Source organism: Nocardiopsis oceanisediminis, assembly GCF_048595525.1.
GTDB classification, from domain to species: Bacteria; Actinomycetota; Actinomycetes; order Streptosporangiales; family Streptosporangiaceae; genus Nocardiopsis_A; species Nocardiopsis_A oceanisediminis.
Map to the genome: position 1 here is coordinate 3,757,115 of NZ_JAFMZJ010000001.1, position 19,363 is coordinate 3,776,477.

A 19,363-nucleotide genomic window follows, 5' to 3' on the forward strand; every position below is an offset into this window, starting at 1 on the left:
TCAGGACTCCAGGGCGAGCAGGCGGTCGGTGACGGTCTGGGCGGTGGGGGCGTGCAGCTCGCCGGCGGGGCGGCCGTCGCGCAGGAACAGCACCCGGTCGGCGTGGGAGGCGGCCACCGGGTCGTGGGTGACCATCACGATGGTCTGGCCCAGCTCGCGGGCGGATTCGGCCAGGAAGGCCAGGACCTCGGCGCCGGAGCGGGAGTCGAGGTTGCCGGTGGGCTCGTCGGCGTAGACCACCTCGGGGGCCCCCAGCAGGGCGCGGGCGACCGCGACGCGCTGCTGCTGGCCGCCCGACAGCTTGGAGGGCAGGTGGCCCAGGCGGTCGCCCAGGCCGGTGACCTCGATGAGGCGGGCCAGCCGCGCGGCGTCGACGGGGCGCTTGGCGATGCGCGCGGGCAGGGTGATGTTCTGCTCGGCGGTGAGCATGGGCAGCAGGTTGAACGACTGGAAGATGAACCCGATGCGGTCGCGGCGCAGCCGGGTGAGCTCGCGGTCGCTCAGGCGGGTGATGTCGGTGCGGCCCAGGTGCACCGATCCGGCGGTGGGGGTGTCCAGTCCGGCCAGGCAGTGCATGAGGGTGGACTTGCCCGATCCGGAGGGGCCCATGATCGCGGTGAACGCGCCTCTTGCGAAGGCGGCGTCGACCTGGTGCAGGGCGTGCACGGCCGAATCGCCGGCGCCGTAGGTCTTGGACAACCCCCGCGCCGCCACCGCCGCACCAGAAGAAAGAGGAGGGGGCGGGGCGGTCTCCGCCGCCCGCCCGGCCGCGGCCCTCACCGCGAACCGCCCCCCACCACCGCGCGCCCGCGCTCCCGCGGCGCGTCCGCCGCCAGCAGCCACCGCAGCCCGCCCACACCCCGCAACCGCTCCACCAGCACACCCGCCGGCCCCGAACCCCACACCACCACCGGCACCGCCACCACCGCGCCCACGGCCAGCCCCACCAGCACATCGTGCGGGTAGTGCACCCCCACGAACACCCGCGAGAACGCCTCCAGAACGGCCAGCGGAACCACCACCGCCCCCGCCCACCGCCACGCCACCACCGCCGCCGCGGCCGCAGCCCCCGCCACCGCCGCATGGTTGCTCGGGAACGACCAGTCCCCCACCTCCGGACACGCAGCGATCGACGCCGCCGCATCCCACACCGCCCGGCACGGCCGGTCCTGCTCCACCACCGACTTCGCGGTCTCACTCACCAGATAGGCCGCCACCGCCGCCACCGGCCCCAGCAGCGCCGCACCCACCGCCCGCGCCCCCCACCGCCGCGAACGCCACCACACCGCCAGCATCACCGCCGCGAACCCCGCCAAAAGCAGGTCCGTCCCCGCCTCCGCCGCGCCCCGCACCCACTCCGGCGCCCCCAGGGCCCACCCGGTCACCGCCCGGTACCCCTCGGTACTGGCCCCACGCAACACATCCACCATCGACAACGGCACTCCAACCGATAGAACCGGCACGAACGCGGCCAGGCCGGCCGCGCCGCAACGAAGCTACGACCCCCCGCCCCCGCCCCGGATCCCCCCGACGCGCCCACCCGCCCACCCCTCCCGCCCCCCGCCCCTCACCCGAAAGTGCCGCCCACCGAACCGCCCACCACCACTTCCGGGCGAGACCGCCCCGCCGCCCCGCTAACCTCCAAGAAAGAAAAAGGCGGCCGGCACGGCCCGCCCCCGCACCACCACCACGACCGCCGACGGCGGACAAGGAGGAACCCCGTGATCAGGGTGGTCCTGGCCGACGACGAACCCCTCATCCGGGTGGGCGTGCGCACCATCTTGGACACCGACCCCGCCATCGAGGTCACCGGCGAAGCCGGCACCGGCCCCGAACTGGTCGAACTGGCCGCCCGCACCCGCCCCGACGTCGCCCTCCTCGACATCCGCATGCCCGGCGGCGGAGGCCTGGGCGCCGTCGCCCACGTCCGCCGCGCCTCACCCGGCACCGCCGTGGCCATGCTGACCACCTTCGGCAAAGACGACTACATCACCCGCGCCCTGGCCGAAGGCGCCTCCGGCTTCCTCCTCAAAGCCGGCGACCCCCGCGAACTCATCGCCGGCGTGCACGCCGTCGCCGCCGGCGGCGCCTACCTCTCCGCCAAGGCCGCCGCCCTCATGGCCCGCACAATGGCCGCCGCGGCCCGCCCCGACCCCGCCGCCGGCACCGCCGCCGCCCAGGTCGCCGCCCTCACCGACCGCGAACGCCAAGTACTCGCACTCCTCGGCCAAGGCCTGCCCAACGCCGAGATCGCCCGCCGCCTCCACCTCGCCGAAGACACCGTGAAAACCCACGTCAGCGCCGTCCTCGCCGGACTGGGCGCCGCCAACCGCGTCCAAGCCGCCGTCATCGCCCACCAGGCCGGCCTCACCCCCGCCTGACCCCCGCCCGGGAAGACGCCCCGGCCATGGGAGACTCCCCCCGTGCCCGACCACTCCCCCCGCCCCACCGCACGCGACCACATCGCCACCGCGTCCAGAACCGCCCTCGCGGCCATCCTGTGCACGGCGCTCCCCTGGTCCCTCTCCGCCCTCGCCTCCACAGCCGCCGCAGCCGCAGCAGCGGCACTCCTCCTGCTCACCGCACTCGCGGCCGCCTGCATCCCACGGCTGCGGGCGCCGTTCCGCCGAGCCCCCCTCGGCCCCGCCGGCGACCTGCTGCTGTTCGGCGCCGCAGTGGCCGCGGCCTGGTTCGCCTGGCCGGTACCGGCGGTGGTCGGCACGGCCGCACTGGCACTCCTCACCGCGGCGCTCCGCCGCAAGCGGTGGCGCGAACAGATCGCGCAGGCCCCGGGCGGAGGCCCCCTGAACAGGGCCGCCGTCCTGGCATGCGCAGCGCTCATCGCCGCCGGACTGGCCGCCCCCCAGTACTGGCGCCCGGCCGGCGACGCGGCACTGTGCGGGGCGCTCACCCCCCGCACCGGCGCCTCCCCCGACTGGCCCGACGGCCGGCCCCCGCAGACCGGCCCCGCCGCCGACGACCTCACCGGCGGCCACCACTCCCGCACCGAGGTACTGGAGCACCTGGCCGCCACCTTCACCGGCAACACCGCAATCGGGCCGCCCCGCTGGTCGATCCCGCTGTGGGCCGGCGTGGCCGCCGGCGACGCATCCAGACTCGTCATCACCGGCAGCGACGGCCTCGCCGCCTACACCCCCCACGACGGCGAGGTCCTGTGGAGCGCCCGCGCGGACTACCCCGCCTTCAAAGACCCCGAATCGGTCATCGCCGCAGACCGGCCCAGAAGCGGACGCGTCCACCTGGCCGGCGACACCGTGCTCGTCGAACTCCGGCGCGAGCACCCGACGCCCCCGCGGACCTCCCCCCACGACCACACCGAGACCCACCGGGCACTACTGGCCCTGGACGCCGACACCGGGCGGCGGATGTGGTGCTCACCCGGCCTGGCCGAAGCGGTCACCGACCCCCAGACCCCCGACCGGATCCTCGCCCGGCAACACGGACCCGCCCGGCAGTGGTCCGTCCTGGACCCGGCCACGGGCGACCGGGTCGCGACCCTGGACACCGCACCGGTCGGGCCGCTGCGCCCCCCGGAGGAGCAGAAGGCCGCAGCCGACACCGAACCGCCCCAGGGGATCGCCGCCGGAGGAGGGCACGCCGCCGCATGGAACGGCGCGGACCTGGCCGTGTACGACCTCGACGACGGCAGCCTGCTGTTCACCCGGCGCATCTCCCTACCGCCGGCCGAAGAGGGCACTGTCGCCTCAGAGCTGGAGCAGGCCGGCCCCGCGATCTCCAACGTCGCCATGGGAGACGGCCACGGCCCCGCGGTCATCGTGAGCGCGCAGGGATACCAGCGAAGCGACTGGCGCGGCGAGCTCCGCTCCCTCCCCGGCAGCGGCGCCACGCTGACGGCCTATGACGCCGACGGCGGCGTGCGGTGGCGAAACGCCCCCCACCGCGACGACCCGGGCTCCGCAGCGGCGAGAACCCTGGAGTACATCGCAGACCCCCGCGTCGTCCAGGCCTGCGGCGAACGCGTGATCATGACGCAGACGCAGAGCATCGGCGCCGACGAAGGCCGAATCGTCACCGCCTTCGAAGAGCCGATGGACGACCCGCAGCGCATCGGCTCCCACATCTTCCCCGCCGAAGGCGACCTGCGCGCCGTCGACTGCGAGAAGGGGACCGTCGTCGACGGCCCCGCCCCCGAAACGGAATCAGAGATCGACCCCGTTCTCGACATCGAGTTCGACATCATCGGACTGCCCGGGGCGATCGCGGCCGCCTCCCCAGGCCCCCTGGACCGCCACCACCGGCCCACCCCTTCACTGACCGTCGTCTTCGACCTGCCATAGCCGCACGGCACCCGCCCACCGGCCCGCATCGGCCGCCCCCGCACCGGGTAGACCCCCGAACACCGCAACGGAAAAAAAGGGGGGACAGGCCATGGGCGGCGCCCTGCACGGCAAGAACATCGCGATCCTGGCCACCGACGGAGTCGAGCGCGCCGAACTCCAGCAGCCCAAAAAGGCCGTCGAAGACGCCGGCGCCCGCACCGAGCTCGTCTCCCTGCGCACCGGCGCCATCCAGGCCATGGACGCCGACATCCACCCCTCCGCGACCTTCCAGGCCGACCGCGACGTCACCGACGCCGACCCCGGCGACTACGACGCGCTCATCGTCCCCGGCGGCACCGCCAACCCCGACCGGCTCCGCGCCGCCCCCGCCGCCGTGGAATTCGTCCGCGCCTTCATCGACGCCGCCAAACCCGTCGCCGCGATCTGCCACGGACCCTGGATCCTCGTCGAAGCCGACGCCGTCCGCGGCCGGACCCTCACCTCCTACCCCAGCATCCGCACCGACATCCGCAACGCCGGCGGCACCGTCGTCGACGAACAGGTCGTCACCGACCACCCCATCACCACCAGCCGAAACCCCGACGACCTGCCCGCCTTCTGCGCCCGCATCACCACCGAATTCGCCCGCTGAAACACCCGCCCCAACACACCCCGGACCCCGCCGCCCGCCACAATGGGGGCATGCCCCGACCACGCACCTGCCCCTGCGGACACCCCCGCCCCTACACCGGCTGCTGCGCACCCCTGCACAACGGCCGCCCCGCCGCCACCGCCGAAGAACTCATGCGCTCCCGCTACACCGCCTACGCCCTCGGCCACACCCCCCACCTCCTGCGCACCTGGCACCCCCGCACCCGCCCCGCCCACATCGACCTCGACCCCCGCACACACTGGACCGGCCTGAACATCCACACCACCACCGGCGGCACCGCCTTCCACACCGAAGGCACCGTCGACTTCACCGCCCACTACCTCGACGGCCCCCTCCCCCTCACCCTCCGCGAGAACAGCCGCTTCCTCCGCCACCACGGCCACTGGACCTACCTCGACGCCCACCCCTGACACCGCCCCCGCACCGCGCACCCGCCCCTCCACGCCCTAAGGTGCCCTAACGGGCGACGGCGCACCGCCCCGCCCCCACCACCCCCGAGGAGGCGAACGTGCACGGCACCGCAGAACGACTGACCGCCGCCCTGGGCCCCGAACAGGTCACCACCGACCCCGCCCTCACCACCGGCTACGCCCACGACGAAGCCGAATGGGCCCCCCACGGCACCCCCGCCGCCCTCATCCGCCCCCGCGACGCCCACGACGTCGCCACCACCGTCGCCATCTGCGCCGAAACCCGCACCCCCCTGGTCGGCCGCGGCGCCGGAACCGGCCTGTCCGGCGCCGCCAACGCCGCCGACGGCTGGATCGTCGTCTCCTTCGAACGCATGAACCGCGTCCTGCACATCGACACCGCCCAGCAGACCGCCACCGTCCAACCCGGCCTCATCAACGACCACCTCCGCGCCGCCGCCGCCGAACACGGCCTGTGGTACCCCCCCGACCCCGCCTCCTCCCCCTGGTCCACCATCGGCGGCAACGTCAACACCAACGCCGGCGGCCTGTGCTGCGTCAAATACGGCGTCACCCGCGACTACGTCCTCGGCCTGCAAACCGTCACCGCCGACGCCGCCACCGTCCGCCTCGGCCGCACCACCGCCAAAGGCGTCACCGGCTACGACCTGTGCGGACTCATGGTCGGCTCCGAAGGCACCCTCGGCCTCATCACCGAGATCACCCTGCGCCTCATCCCCGCCCCCGCCACCGCCCCCCACACCGTCATCGGCCACTTCCACACCCTCGCCGACGCCGGCCGCGCCACCGCCGCCATCACCGCCGACGGCATCACCCCCTCCGCCCTCGAACTCATCGACCGCCCCTGCCTCCAAGCCGTCGACGACTGGAAGAACATGGGCCTGGCCACCGAAGGCGACGTCCTCCTCCTCGCCCGCACCGACACCCCCGACCCCACCGGATCCGACCAGGCCGACCGCATCGAAGAACACTTCCGCGCCAACGGCGCCGGCTACGCCGCCCGCTCCACCGACCCCGAAGAAGCCGAAGCCCTCTTCCAGGCCCGCCGCCTCGCCTACCCCGCCCTCGAACGCCTCGGCCCCCTGCTCACCGAAGACGTCTGCGTCCCCCGCGCCCTCCTGCCCGACATGCTCCAGCGCATCGAGGCCGCCGCGAAACGCCACGACACCCGCATCGCCAACATCGCCCACGCCGGCGACGGCAACCTCCACCCCCTGTTCATCGTCCCCGCCGACGACACCCCCGCCAGGCACCGCGCCCAGAACGCCTTCGACGACATCGTCGACGACGCCCTCGCCCTCGGCGGCACCGTCACCGGCGAACACGGCGTCGGCCTGCTCAAAAAACGCGGCGCCGCCACCGAACTCGGCCCCGACGTCCTCGCCATGCACCGCGCCGTCAAAACCGCCCTGGACCCCCACAACATCCTCAACCCCGGAAAAATCTTCGACTGACCCCCAGAACCCAAAAAAAAAGGGGGGCGGCGCCCCCGGGCCCCGCCCCGGAAACACCGCCCCCGCAACCGAAGACTCAAACACCCAACCGGTACACCGGCCACCGCGCCACGACCACCAGCCCGGCCCGCTCCGCCGCACCGGCCACCACCGCATCATCGAACTCGCGCACCACCAGCGACCGCACCGCCGGAACATCACCGGCCAGCGACCCCGCACACCCCGCGATCCCCGCCGCCAACCGCTCCGCGTCCACCCCGTGGTGCACCACCTTGCCCACCGCCGCCGCCCCGCCCGCGTCCACCAGCACCGGCAGCTGCGCCAGCAGCACACCCCCCTCCAGCACATCGAACACCGGAGCCTCCCGCACCCCCTCCACACCCGAGGTGTCCAAGAAGTCCGCCACATCATCGGCGTCCCACTCCGCCTCGAACGGATGCAGCACCGCATGCTCGGCGTACAACCGCGCATAGGCCTCCAGCAGCTCCTCACCCACCTCCTCCACCCGCCGCACCCGCACCGCCGGCAACCCCCCGGGCGCCGACCACCCCGCCAGATCGGCCACCCCCCAGTCCCGGCCCTCCTCCCGCAGCACCACCGCACCCAGCCGACCCGCCACCACCGCATCGACCTCAGGCATCCCCGGCGACCACACCACACCCCCGTGCCCCAGCGCCCGCGCCCGCTCCGCAGCAGCCCCCACCAGCACCTCCACCGCAGCCAGCTCCGCCTCACCCACCACCGGAACCGCACCGCCCCCCGCGACCAGCCCCGCCTCCAAAGACGCCAGCGCCCACTGCACATGCGGCTCGCCATCGCGCCCGTCCGGCTCCAGCAAGGTCGCCCACCCCACCAGCTCACCACCGCGCCGCGCCACCACCGTGCCCAGCGACGCACACCCCTCCCCCGCGCCCTCCGGCCCCGCAGCGGCCTCCACACCCACCGACGCCCACACCTCGCCCACCAGACGCTCATCGGCCCCCGGATCGACGTCCAGCACCACACTCAGACCCTCGCCCATGACCCCCGCACTCCCTTTCACCACACGAAAACGGCCCGCAAACCCTAACCGCGCCCCACCACCGCCCCGACCGTGCTAGCCTCACAACCTCGCGGCGACCCGGACCTGCGCGACGCAGGGCCGTGCCGGACACCGGCCCGGGGCCCGCCCCTGGCCGTCATCCACCACACGCACGGCCGACCGCCAGGGAGCCCCCTCTCTCATGCGCCTGTACCGCGCGGTGTTCGCCAACGGGCTGCACCGCCACGCCACCTACCGCGCCGCCACCGCCGCCGGCCTGCTCACCAACACCGCCTTCGGCCTCATCAACGCCGGCGTCCTCCTCGCCCTCTTCGACGCCCGCCCCCGCATCAACGGCTACGACGCCGCAGACGCCATCACCCACGTCTTCATCACCCAGGCCCTCCTCGCCCCCACCGCCATCATCGGCCCCCCACTCGACCTCGGCGAACGCATCCGCACCGGCGACATCACCACCGACCTCCTGCGCCCCGCCCACCCCCTCGTCTGGTGGCTCGCCGACGACCTCGGCCGCGCCGCCTTCCAGACCGCCTTCCGCGGCGCACCCACCTTCACCGCCGGCGCCCTCCTCCTCCCCCTGGACCTGCCCGCCCACCCCGCCACCTGGGCCGCCTTCACCACCGCCGCCACCCTCGCCGTCCTCATCGGCTTCGCCCTGCGCTACCTCTTCGCCCTCGCCGGATTCTGGCTCCTGGACACCCGCGGCCTGGCAAGCCTCCTCTTCCTCGCCGGCCCCGCCTTCTCCGGCGTCCTCCTGCCCCTCGTCCTCTTCCCCGACCCCCTCGCCACCGCCATGCGCGCCCTGCCCTGGGCCTCCATGATCCAATTCCCCGTCGAAGTCCTCCTCGGCAAACACACCCCGCCCGACCTCGCCGCAGGCCTCGCCCAGCAGGCCGCCTGGGCCGCCGCCCTACTCGCCCTGGGCGCCCTGGCCACCACCCGCGCCACCCGCAAGACGGTGATCCAAGGTGGCTGACACCACCGCCGACACCCGCCGGCCCGCACCCCCCGCCCGCACCTACCTCCGCCTCACCTGGACCTGGTCCCGCGCCATGGCCCAATACCCCCTCTCCCTCCTCCTGCTCGGCCTGGCCCAGTCCCTCAGCGTCACCATCGAACTCACCGCCGTCCTGGTCGTCTTCGGCCACGCCCGCACCCTCGCCGGCTTCACCCCCACCGAAGCACTCCTGGTCTACGGCCTCGCCGGAACCGCCTTCGGCACCGCCGACCTCCTCATCGGCCAGGTCGAACGCCTCGGCGCCCACATCCGCTCCGGCGCCTTCGACACCATGCTCATCCGCCCCGTCTCCCCCCTGGTCCAACTCGCCGCCGACGAGTTCTCCCCCCGCCGCCTCGGCAAGGTCCTCCCCGCCCTCGCCTGCCTCACCTACGCCCTGGCCACCGCCGGCATCGACTGGACCCCCGCCCGCGCCCTCACCCTCCCCCTCCTCATCGCCTCCGGCGCCGCCATCTGCTGCGCCACCTGGCTCCTCGGCGCCTGCCTGCAGTTCTTCATCGCCGAAGCCCGCGAAGCCGCCAACTCCATCACCTACGGCGGCAAGGCCCTCACCGAATACCCCCTCGCCGTCTTCGGCGCCGACACCGCCCGCTGGGCCACCTTCGCCCTGCCCCTGGCCTTCGTCTCCTGGCAGCCCGCCCTCTACCTCCTCGACCGCCCCGACCCCACCGGCCTGCCCGACCAGCTGCGCCACGCCGCCCCCGCCGCCGCCCTCCTGCTCTCCGCCCTGGCCGCCCTCGCCTGGCGCACCGGCCTGCGCCACTACCGATCCACCGGAAGCTGACCCATGACCACCCCGCCCGCCATCCGCGCCGACGGCCTCGGCCGCGACTTCACCCTCACCACCGGCCCCCTGCTGCGCCGCACCCGCACCACCGCCACCGCCGTCCGCGACGTCACCTTCACCATCGCCCCCGGCGAGACCGTCGCCTACCTCGGCCCCAACGGCGCCGGAAAATCCACCACCATGAAGATGCTCACCGGCATCCTCGCCCCCACCCGCGGCCGCCTCATCGTCCTCGGCCTGCACCCCTCACGCCGCCGCACCGCCCTGGCCGCCCGCATCGGCGTCGTCTTCGGCCAGCGCACCACCCTGTGGTGGGACCTCCCCCTGCGCGACAGCCTCGCCCTCACCCGCCACCTCTACCGCGTCCCCGCCGCCGCCCACACCGCCCGCCTCGACCACCTCACCCGCGCCCTGGACCTCGCCCCCTTCCTGCGCACCCCCGTCCGCCAGCTCAGCCTCGGCCAGCGCATGCGCGGCGACCTCGCCGCCGCCCTCCTGCACGACCCCGACCTGCTCATCCTCGACGAACCCACCATCGGCCTGGACATCGTCTCCAAGACCGCCATCCGCGAATTCCTGCTCGACCTCAACGCCCGCCGCAACACCACCATCCTGCTCACCACCCACGACCTCGGCGACGTCGAACGCCTGTGCCGCCGCGTCATCCTCATCGACCACGGCACCCTCGCCTACGACGGCGACCTCGACGGCCTGCGCGCCCTCGCCCCCGCCCCCCGCACCCTCGTCGTCGACCTCCAGCACCCCGCCGACCCCCTCGACCTGCCCGGCACCCGCCACCTCCGCACCCAGGGCCCCCGCCAATGGCTCGAACTCACCGGCCCCCCGGCCCCCGCCATCGCCGAGGCCGCCGCCCGCCACCCCATCGCCGACCTCGCCCTGCACGACCCCGGCATCGAAGACGTCCTCGCCCGCCTCTACCGCCGCCCCGGTCCCGCTGTCACCCATGGCCGCTAGGTTCGCCCACCGGAACCAGGCACACCGCCGACCATGAACGGACCCCCCATGACCGACCAGCTGAAGGTGTCCCTCGACACCCGCGAGGACCGGACCCTCCGCGGCCACGTGCACATCCACAACCCCGACACGGCCTACTTCCCCACCGAACCCGAGTTCGCGGCACAGATCCTCATGGACGCCTGGCCCCGCCCCCGCCACGTCCTGGAAGAACACCCCTCCGCACAGGACCCCTCCACCGCCGACGCGATGATCAAACGCCTCTGGGACGCCTTCCTCGGCGAGAACGTGCGCACCGACGCCGACCGCCACGTCCTGGACCCGCGGACCCTGCGGCCGCGCGAACCCCGGATCACGGTGGACGACGCCTACAAGGGCCGCCTCCACCCCTTCGGCGGAACCGGATCCGACACCAGATCGCACACCGTCCAACTCGCCCCCGCCCCGGAGAGGTTCGCCGAACTCACCCGGGAGATCGTGCTCTCCTACCGGCTGGGGGCCGGGCGCAACCTGCCGAACGGGGCCGACCCCCGCGACCTGTCCGGCGAGGAACTGGACGAACTGCTGGACGGCCCGCCGGAGACCCTCCCCAGCGCCGAATTCACCATCGAGGTCAGCGACGCACGCTACCTGGAGCCGCTGGAGGTGCCCCGGCTGATCTCCACCGCGTTCACCGGCGGACTCCCCTTCATGCCCTGAGAACTCCGGCCCCGCGCCCCGGGCGGGCGGCCCCGCGGCCGCCCGCCCGGGGCGCCGGCGGCCTAGCGGGAGTCCTCCACCAGCGCCGCCACCACCTCCGGCGGCGCCGACTCCGGCGAACCCGCCGAATACGGCGGACGCGGATCGTACTCGATGCCCAACTGCACCATCTGCGCGAACAGATCGCCCTCGATCCGCCCCGCCAGCTCCAAGGCCATGTCCACCCCCGCCGACACCCCCGCCCCGGTCACGTACTTGCCGTCCTGCACCACCCGCTCGCGCACCGGCACCACCCCGTACCCGGCCAACCGGTCCATCGCCGCCCAGTGCGTCGTCGCCCGCCGCCCCTCCAGCAGCCCCGCCGCCGCCAGCACCAGCGACCCCGTGCACACCGACACCGTCCACGAACTGCCCGCATCGGCCTCCCGCAGCCACTCGTGCAGCGGCCCCGGCTCCATCAGCGCCTCCTGCCCCGGCCCGCCCGGAACCAGCACGATGTCCGCCGCCCCCGCCTCCGCCAGCGACACATCGGCCACCACCCCCAGCGCACCGGTGTCGGTGCGGACCGGCCCCGGCCGCTCCGCCGCCAGCACCGTCTCCGCCCCCGGCAGCCGGGACAGCACCTCATAGGGCCCCACCACGTCCAACCCGGTGAACCCCTCGAACAGCACGATGACGATACGCATCCACTCCACCTCTCTCCGTAGTTGACGGCGGCCGCACGCCGCCGCACGGGAACGGCCCCGCGGCCGCCCCCACACCTCACCCCGCCGGCCGGAACCGCTCCCGGTACTGCGCCGGCGAACACCCCAACCGCCGCACGAACGCCCGCCGCAGCGCCTCCGGCGTCCCGAAACCGCACGCCCGCGCCACCGCCGCCACCCCGTCGGAGGACTCCTCCAGCGCCCGCCGCGCCGCCTCCAGCCGCACCCCCTCCACGAACCGCCCCGGAGTCACCCCCACCTCCCCGGCGAACACCCGCGCGAACTGCCGCGGCGACAGACCCGCCCGCCCCGCCAGCGCCTCCACCGACAGATCCGCCCCCGGGTTCTCCGCGATCCAGTGCTGCAGCTCCCGCACCGGCGGCCGCCGCGCCTCCTGCGCCGACAGCACCGCACTGAACTGCGCCTGCCCTCCCGGCCTGCGCAGATACATCACCAGGTAGCGCGCCACCGCAGCCGCCGCCTCCCGCCCCGCGTCCTCCTCCACCAGGGCCAGCGCCAGATCGATCCCCGCCGTCACCCCCGCCGACGTCGACACCCGCCCGTCCCGCACGAAGATCGGATCCGGATCCACCCGCACCTCCGGGAACCGCCGCGCCAGATCCGCGCAGAGGTCCCAGTGCGTCGTCGCCCGCCGCCCCGCCAGCAGCCCCGCCTCCGCCAGCAGGAACGCCCCCGAGCACACCGACGCCACCCGCCGCGCCCGCCCCGCCCGCTCCCGCAGCCAGGCCACCACCCGCCCGTCGGGCGCCTGCGTCCCCGGGCCGCCCGGCACCACCAGCGTGTCCCCCGGCCCCGCCTCCTCCAGCGCCGCCTCCGGCAGCAGCCGGAGGCCGCTGGAGCAGCGCACCGCCGCACCGCCCGGCGAAGCCGACACCACCCGGTAGCCCGGCGCCGCCCTGCGCCCCGCCAGGAGCGCGCCGGCGATCGAGAACACCTCCGCCGGACCCGTCACGTCCAGGCTCTGCACGCCCTCGAAGAGCGGGACCACCACTGTGCGCTCACCCATGGGACCGATACTGGCGCGCCCCGCCCGTGGCGGCAATGCCGAGCACCCCACCTTTCCTGCCATCACCCCCGGACCGGCGTTGCACCTTGCCCCCGAACCCACCGAAAAATAGGGTTGACCTGCATAAACAAAAGGAGCGACCCGCCACGGCCCCAAGCCCGCCGCCCCGCCCCACCAACCCGACAAAACAGACGAACACCACCCCGGCCCCAAGAAACCCCAGCCGTACTAGGCTCGGCACCGCCACACCCCGACCAAGGAGGACCCGGTGCCCCAAGAGGCCTGGAAGCGCAAGGAACTCACCGTCGGCCAAGTCGCCGAACGCAGCGGCGTCGCCGTCTCGGCCCTGCACTTCTACGAACGCCAAGGCCTCATCCGCAGCCGCCGCACCGCCGGCAACCAGCGCCGCTACACCCGCGACACCCTCCGCCGCCTCGCCTTCATCCGCGTCTCCCAGCGCGTCGGCATCCCCCTCGCCCGCATCCGCACCGCCCTGGAGAGCCTCCCCGACGAACGCACCCCCACCACCCAGGACTGGGCCCGCCTCTCCAGCACCTGGCACACCGAACTCAACGCCCGCATCGAACAGCTCCAGCGCCTCCGCGACGACCTCACCGACTGCATCGGCTGCGGCTGCCTCTCCCTCGAACGCTGCGCCCTCTCCAACCCCCACGACGAACTCGCCGCCCAAGGCCCCGGCCCCCGCCGCCTCCTCACCCCCGGCCTCGACGACCCCGAACCCCGCACCGCCCCCGACGAGACCCCCACCGGCTGCTGCGCCTGACCCCCGCCCACCGCAACAGGCCGCACACCCGCGCGGGGCCCGCCGGAACACCCCGGCAGGGCCCCGCCCGCACATACGAGACCCCGCTCACCCCCGCCCCCGCAGCGGCTCCAACTCCCCCGCATCCGCCACCCGCCGCAACCGCACCCGCCCCGGACCCGGCGCCCGCGCGTACACCCGCACCAGAACCCCGCCCCCCGCATCCACCGCCGCGACCCAGCACGACCCCGACTCCACCACCACCGACGCCAGCTCCCGCCCGTCCACCTCCACCACACCCTCCGACCACACCGCCCCCTCGCCCAGCGACAGCGCCCCCGCCCCCAGCGGATCCCGCGCACGCAATTCCATCAACGCCCTCTCGGCGCACAGGCCCCGCAGCACCCGCCCACCGGCCCCCTCCGCCCCCGGCCACAGCCGCGTCGCCACCTCCAGCTCCGGACCCGCGTCCGCCCCCTCCGGCGTCGACCCGAAGTCCACCACCGCCCGCGTCGGCACCCCCGACACCGGATCGGCGCTCAACGAGCTCACCCGCGCCCGGCGCACCTCCCCCACCGGCACGTACAGCGGAATCGCCGCCACCAGACCCGCAAGATCACCCGTACTCACCGACACCCCGCCGCACATCCGACAAAAACCTTCCAATGAACATTGTCATGGTCTACGCTCCGGTGACACCGGCCACAACCCACCGGTAACAAACACCCGGCACCACCCCCAAGGAGCCGACCCATGACAACACGCCACCACACCACCGCCCACTCCACCGACGGCACCCCCCTCCACATCGAGACCATCGGCCCCGACAACGCCCCCACCATCGTCCTCGCCCACGGCTGGACCTGCTCCACCCCCTTCTGGGCCCCCGTCATCAACCACCTCCCCACCGACCTCCGCATCGTCCTCTACGACCAGCGCGGCCACGGCCGCAGCCACCGCCCCACCGACCGCACCGCCTACACCACCACCGCCCTCGCCGACGACCTCACCACCGTCCTCCAGACCACCCTCCCCAACGACACCCCCGCCGTCATCGCCGGCCACAGCATGGGCGGAATGACCATCATGGCCGCCGCAGACCGCCCCGCCCTCCGCAACCGCGCCGCCGCCATCGCCCTCATCAGCACCGGAGCCACCCGCCTCCCCCACACCTCCACCGTCCTCCCCCTCTTCCCCACCGACAGCACCCCCCGCGCCGCACTCCACCGCCTCGCCCTCACCGCCCCCCTCCCCCTCGGCCCCAGAAACCCCCTCACCACAGCCGCCATCCGCTACATCACCATGGCCCCCCGCTCCAACCCCGCCATGACCGACGTCTGCGCCCGCATCGTCCACGACTGCCACCCCACCGCCCGCGCCCACTGGGGACACGTCCTCGGCAACCTCGAACTCACCCACCGACTCCCCCGCCTCGACATGCCCGCCACCCTCATCCACGGCGCCAAAGACCGCCTCATCCCCATCACCCACGCCCACCACCTCCACGAAACCCTCCCCGACGCCCGCGAACTCATCGAAATCCCCGACGCCGCCCACATGACCCCCCTCGAAGCCCCCCGCACCGTCGCCCACGCCCTCACCCGCCTCGCCCGCACCCACCTCGCCCCCGCCGACGACCAGAAGGCGCAGGCCCACGCATGACCACCCGCCACCCCGCCCTCAACGGAAAAACCGCCGTCATCACCGGAGCCGCCCGCGGCCTCGGCTCCCTCCTCGCCCGCAAACTCGCCGACCAAGGCGCCCACCCCGCCCTCGTCGGCCTCGAACCCGACCACCTCGCCGCCACCGCCGCCCAATGCGGCCCCACCGCCACCCACTGGGAAGCCGACGTCACCGACGGGCCCGCCCTCACCACCACCGCCGAAGCCATCGAAGCCCACCACGGCACCATCGACATCGTCGTCGCCAACGCCGGCATCGCCACCGGAGGCCCCTTCACCGACACCCACCCCGAAGCCTTCGACCGCGTCATCGAAGTCAACCTCCTCGGCAGCATCGCCACCGCCCGCGCCTTCCTCCCCGCCCTCCAGCGCAGCCGGGGCCACTACCTCCAGATCGCCTCCCTCGCCGCCCTCACCCCCGCCCCCCTCATGGCCGCCTACTGCTCCAGCAAGGCCGGCGTCGAAGCCTTCGCCCACGCCATCCGCCCCGAAACCGCCGTCCACGGCGTCACCACCGGCATCGCCTACCTCTCCTGGACCGACACCGACATGGTCCGCGGAGCCGACGCCGACGACGTCCTCCGCGAACTCCGCTCCCGCCTCCCCTGGCCCCTCAACAAGACCCACCCCCTCCCACCCGCCGCCGACAACATCGTCACCGGCATCGCCCGCCGCTCCCCCCACGTCTACGGCCAGCCCTGGCTCCGCGCCCTCCAAGGAGCCCGCGCCGCACTCCCCGGCATCGTCGCCGCCTTCGGCCCCCGCGAAATCCGCCGCCTCCAACCCCGACTCGAAGCCACCGCCGCCCAGCGCGCCCACGCCGTCGGCGCCGGAGGCCGCGCCGACCTCGCCGCCCGCACCCGCAAAAAGAAGAGCGCCGCCCGCAGCGGACGACGCGAAACCACGACCCCGGCCGGCACCGCCGACCGCTGAACACCACCGGACCGCCGCGCCCCGCCGGGGCGCGGCCGCCCCTCACACCCCCGCGGCCTCGTCGCGCCCCCGGCACGCCAGCGCATCCGCCCGCTCGTTCCCCGGATGCCCCGCGTGCCCCTTCACCCACCGCCACTCCACCTCGGACCGGGACGCCGCCTCGTCCAGCCGCCGCCACAGGTCCTCGTTCTTCACCGGCGCCTTCCCCGAGGTCCGCCACCCGTTCCGCTTCCACCCGTGCACCCACCGGGTGATCCCGTCCCGCACATAGGTGCTGTCGGTGTGCAGCACCACCGGCACCGGCCGGGTCAGGCTCTCCAGCGCGACGATCGCCGCGGTCAGCTCCATCCGGTTGTTGGTGGTCTCCGCCTCGCCCCCGTACAGCTCCTTCTCGTGCCGCCCCCAGCGCAGCAGCACGCCCCACCCGCCCGGACCGGGGTTCCCCTTGCACGCCCCGTCGGTATAGATCTCCACCCGGCCCGCGTCACGCTCGATCGACATGCCCGGCAATCTACAGCCGGCGCGCACCGCCGGGCGCCCGCGGCCGCACCGGGCGGACTCCGGGGCGGCGGCCGCCCGGCGGGGGAGAGGGCGGTGTCCCGACAGCCCCGCGGGGTTCCGCCCGCGGGGGAGAACGGCCCCGCCTTCCAACGGGCCGCGAGCGGCCCGCCGGCCGGAGCCGCGGTCCGGGTCGGCGCCGGTGCGGCCCGGCCTCCGGTCCTCGGGCGGAGCCGCCGCAGACCCCCGTACCGACCGGTCCCTACGGCGACCGCGGAGCGTAACGCCGGGAGTGCCCGCTATGCGGGGAAGCGGCAGCCATAGGCAATGAGGGCGGCGTAGCCGCTCCTTCCTGGTTGGTTTTCTTCTTTTTTGTTGAAGACGGAAACCAGTGCCTTTACGACGTAGATTTTTATAGTGGAAAGAGTGCCGCAGCGCGCCCTCACCGGTCCGCCCCAGGATTCCGCCCCGCCCGCGCCCCCGGAGCGGCCGGGCGGCCCCGGACACCGGAACGGGGCGCCGCCCCATCGCGGCGCCCCGCCCTCGCGGTCCCCTCTCCCCCGTTCAGCCCCCGTGCGGGGTGACGATGGCGGTCGGCACCGCCCTCCCCGGCTCGGCGCACATCATGTCCTGTCCCCCGGTCGACCCGTACACCCCGGGGTCGTCCTCGAACCGCAGGTACAGCCGGATGCCCGAGACCGGCCGCGGGTCGCACTCCTCCTCCGGGTAGTTCGCCGGGTTGGGCTGGCGCACCACCAGGTCGGCGCGGCCGCCGGGCGCGACCGTGAACGGCTCCGGCGGTTCGGAGTCGTAGTGACCCCAGTCCCCCACCCGCTCGCCGTACGGGCCGTCCACCCAGTGCATCGGCAGCGGCGCATAGATCGTGCACGGCTCCTCCCCCGCGCCGCCGCCCATGACCCGCTGCATCGCGAACCGGATGTAGTCCGTCCCCGCCGCGGCCTCCCGGCCCTCGTAGATCAGCTTGAAGTCGCTCGACTCGCAGCCCCGGAGCCCCTCGGCGCCGCCCGCCGACGCCGCCGGCGCCGCCGCCAGCAGCAGCGGGGCGGCCGCCCCGGCCGCCACCGCCGCCCCCAGAACCCGGCGCCGCATCCCCGATCCGCTGAACCCCATGGCACGCTCCTCCGCTCTCCGCCTCACGCACAGTGGGACGGCCGCCTCCCCGCCGGGGTTCGCGCAGCTCACCATGGCGCCCCGACCCGAACCGGACACCCGCCCGGGTGAACCCGGAGCCCTCCCGCGCGTCCCCGCCCCGAAGCCCGGGACCGGCCCCGGCGGCGCTCGGCGCGGAGAGCCGGGAAACCGTCGCGCATGTTCTCGGTACTGCAGAACGTGGCGATCGACTGCACGGACGCCTACGGACTCGCCCGCTTCCGGAGTGGTGTGACCGGCCGCCCGCTGCACCCGGAGGACGGGCCCGGCTCCCCGGAGACCCAGGTGCTGCTTCCGGAGGGGCCGGTGCTCCACTTCGACCAGGTGCCCGAGGCCAAGGCGGCCGAGAACCGGATCCACCTGCGCCTGCGCCCCGAGACCTCGCGCGACCGGGAGGTGGAGCGGCTGCTGGGCCTCGGGGCCGCCTTCGTCGCCGACCACCGGAACCCCGACGGTTCGGGATGGGCGGTCCTCGCCGACCCCGAAGGCAACGGGTTCTGCGTCCTGCGCAGCGAGTCCGACCGGGCCGCCTCGGGCTCCTGGCCTCCGCCCGCCGGGACGGGCGGCGGCGTCCGCGGAGCGCCGGTCTCCGCCGCGGCGCCACTGTCGGCCCCGCCCCCTACCCTCTGCGCACCACACGATCAGAAGCGGACCTTGGAGGCAGAGGCGATGGCGGACGATTCGGCGGGGGCGGGCGGCGGCCACCGGGCGCGGCGGGCGGCGTTCGGGGTGTTCGCCGAGCGGTCGCGGGAGGGCGACCACCGGGCGGCCCTGGCCGCCGCGCGGGAGATCCACGACGAGGTGCCCGCCGCCGGGGATCCGGACCTGCGCGGCGTGGCGCTGAACTGCGCCGGTCTGGCGCTGTTCGAGCTCGGCGGGTTCGCCGCCGCGGTGGAGTCGCACCGTCGCGCCGAGGAGCTGAGCCGGCGGACCGACGTGCGCGGGTTCGCCGCGATGCGGGCCGCCCTCGCCGGGATCGCGGCCGGCGAGTCCGTCGCCTATCCGCAGCTCTGGGAGGCCGACTCCGCCCCCGGCCGACTGGCCGCGCTCGCCCGCAGCGAGCACCCGCACCTGGCCCCGGCGGCCGGTGCCGAGCTCGGCCGGCTGCTCCGCGGCGAGCGGCACTTCCTGGCTGCGATCCGGGCCTACCGGGCCGTGGTCGACTCCGGCCACCCCTGGTTCCGGCCGCGGGCCGCCGCGTCCCTG

General features: G+C 74.5%; 20 protein-coding genes and 1 pseudogene. 13 read left to right on the plus strand and 8 right to left on the minus strand.

The window, feature by feature from the left end; translation table 11 throughout:
• Positions 1–699 (minus strand): ABC transporter ATP-binding protein, encoded by a 699-nt coding sequence (locus J0910_RS16790; protein WP_420159464.1) that lies wholly within the window; start codon positions 697–699, stop codon positions 1–3.
• A gap of 77 nt (positions 700–776) precedes the next feature.
• Positions 777–1,430, minus strand: coding sequence for a phosphatase PAP2 family protein (locus J0910_RS16795; RefSeq protein ID WP_420162011.1), 654 nt, complete (start codon positions 1,428–1,430; stop codon positions 777–779).
• Between the two features lie 291 nt (positions 1,431–1,721).
• On the opposite strand from J0910_RS16795, the gene J0910_RS16800 reads away from it, so the two are divergent.
• The 5 genes from J0910_RS16800 to J0910_RS16820 all read left to right on the plus strand — a co-directional run bounded on the left by J0910_RS16800 (position 1,722) and on the right by J0910_RS16820 (position 6,859).
• Entirely contained in the window at positions 1,722–2,381 is a 660-nt protein-coding gene (locus tag J0910_RS16800) for a response regulator (RefSeq protein ID WP_420159465.1), read from the plus strand.
• Positions 2,382–2,423: 42 nt separating this feature from the next.
• Positions 2,424–4,319, plus strand: a complete 1,896-nt coding sequence (locus J0910_RS16805; protein ID WP_420159466.1) for a PQQ-binding-like beta-propeller repeat protein — start codon at positions 2,424–2,426, stop codon at positions 4,317–4,319.
• Positions 4,320–4,410: 91 nt separating this feature from the next.
• Entirely contained in the window at positions 4,411–4,953 is a 543-nt protein-coding gene (locus J0910_RS16810) for a type 1 glutamine amidotransferase domain-containing protein (protein ID WP_420159467.1), read from the plus strand.
• A 50-nt stretch (positions 4,954–5,003) separates the two neighbouring features.
• Entirely contained in the window at positions 5,004–5,384 is a 381-nt protein-coding gene (locus tag J0910_RS16815) for a YchJ family protein (protein WP_420159468.1), read from the plus strand.
• Between the two features lie 98 nt (positions 5,385–5,482).
• Positions 5,483–6,859 (plus strand): FAD-binding oxidoreductase, encoded by a 1,377-nt coding sequence (locus tag J0910_RS16820; RefSeq protein ID WP_420159469.1) that lies wholly within the window; start codon positions 5,483–5,485, stop codon positions 6,857–6,859.
• A 76-nt stretch (positions 6,860–6,935) separates the two neighbouring features.
• Here the strand turns inward: J0910_RS16820 and J0910_RS16825 are convergent, their stop codons facing one another.
• The gene (locus J0910_RS16825; RefSeq protein WP_420159470.1) at positions 6,936–7,880 is read right to left on the minus strand and encodes a hypothetical protein; all 945 of its coding nucleotides are present in this window, start codon (positions 7,878–7,880) and stop codon (positions 6,936–6,938) included.
• Between the two features lie 202 nt (positions 7,881–8,082).
• On the opposite strand from J0910_RS16825, the gene J0910_RS16830 reads away from it, so the two are divergent.
• The 4 genes from J0910_RS16830 to J0910_RS16845 are packed head-to-tail and all read left to right on the plus strand — an operon-like array spanning position 8,083 to position 11,380.
• Complete coding sequence (locus J0910_RS16830) at positions 8,083–8,877, plus strand: ABC transporter permease (protein ID WP_420159471.1); 795 nt, start codon at positions 8,083–8,085, stop codon at positions 8,875–8,877.
• Entirely contained in the window at positions 8,870–9,703 is an 834-nt protein-coding gene (locus J0910_RS16835; RefSeq protein WP_420159472.1) for an ABC transporter permease, read from the plus strand. Before J0910_RS16830 ends, J0910_RS16835 begins: the two co-directional genes overlap by 8 nt.
• A gap of 3 nt (positions 9,704–9,706) precedes the next feature.
• A complete protein-coding gene (locus J0910_RS16840; protein WP_420159473.1) occupies positions 9,707–10,681 on the plus strand; it encodes an ABC transporter ATP-binding protein in 975 nt (324 codons plus the stop codon).
• A 48-nt stretch (positions 10,682–10,729) separates the two neighbouring features.
• A complete protein-coding gene (locus J0910_RS16845; RefSeq protein WP_420159474.1) occupies positions 10,730–11,380 on the plus strand; it encodes a hypothetical protein in 651 nt (216 codons plus the stop codon).
• A gap of 62 nt (positions 11,381–11,442) precedes the next feature.
• Here J0910_RS16845 and J0910_RS16850 read toward each other — a convergent pair whose 3' ends face one another.
• Both J0910_RS16850 and J0910_RS16855 read right to left on the minus strand, forming a co-directional pair.
• Positions 11,443–12,066, minus strand: a complete 624-nt coding sequence (locus J0910_RS16850; RefSeq protein ID WP_420159475.1) for a DJ-1/PfpI family protein — start codon at positions 12,064–12,066, stop codon at positions 11,443–11,445.
• Between the two features lie 76 nt (positions 12,067–12,142).
• Positions 12,143–13,111 carry a GlxA family transcriptional regulator gene (locus tag J0910_RS16855; RefSeq protein ID WP_420159476.1) on the minus strand — a complete coding sequence of 323 codons (969 nt, stop codon included), beginning with the start codon at positions 13,109–13,111 and terminating at the stop codon, positions 12,143–12,145.
• A 268-nt stretch (positions 13,112–13,379) separates the two neighbouring features.
• Here J0910_RS16855 and soxR point away from each other — a divergent pair, with 268 nt between their 5' ends.
• Positions 13,380–13,895 (plus strand): redox-sensitive transcriptional activator SoxR, encoded by a 516-nt coding sequence (gene soxR / locus J0910_RS16860; RefSeq protein WP_420159477.1) that lies wholly within the window; start codon positions 13,380–13,382, stop codon positions 13,893–13,895.
• Between the two features lie 87 nt (positions 13,896–13,982).
• Here soxR and J0910_RS16865 read toward each other — a convergent pair whose 3' ends face one another.
• Positions 13,983–14,477: a hypothetical protein gene (locus J0910_RS16865; protein WP_420159478.1), complete on the minus strand. Its 495-nt coding sequence runs from the start codon at positions 14,475–14,477 to the stop codon at positions 13,983–13,985.
• A 150-nt stretch (positions 14,478–14,627) separates the two neighbouring features.
• On the opposite strand from J0910_RS16865, the gene J0910_RS16870 reads away from it, so the two are divergent.
• Positions 14,628–15,536, plus strand: coding sequence for an alpha/beta fold hydrolase (locus J0910_RS16870; protein WP_420159479.1), 909 nt, complete (start codon positions 14,628–14,630; stop codon positions 15,534–15,536).
• Complete coding sequence (locus tag J0910_RS16875) at positions 15,533–16,489, plus strand: SDR family oxidoreductase (RefSeq protein ID WP_420159480.1); 957 nt, start codon at positions 15,533–15,535, stop codon at positions 16,487–16,489. The genes J0910_RS16870 and J0910_RS16875 overlap by 4 nt, the downstream gene beginning before the upstream one ends.
• 42 nt (positions 16,490–16,531) lie before the next feature.
• Here the strand turns inward: J0910_RS16875 and rnhA are convergent, their stop codons facing one another.
• Together rnhA and J0910_RS16885 are read right to left on the minus strand one after the other, a co-directional pair.
• Entirely contained in the window at positions 16,532–16,990 is a 459-nt protein-coding gene (rnhA, locus tag J0910_RS16880; protein WP_420159481.1) for a ribonuclease HI, read from the minus strand.
• 561 nt (positions 16,991–17,551) lie between these two features.
• Entirely contained in the window at positions 17,552–18,118 is a 567-nt protein-coding gene (locus J0910_RS16885; protein ID WP_420159482.1) for a hypothetical protein, read from the minus strand.
• Between the two features lie 198 nt (positions 18,119–18,316).
• Between J0910_RS16885 and J0910_RS16890 the strand changes: the two are divergent.
• A pseudogene (locus tag J0910_RS16890) lies at positions 18,317–18,697 on the plus strand (VOC family protein); the annotation flags it as partial.
• Positions 18,698–19,363 lie beyond the last annotated feature (666 nt).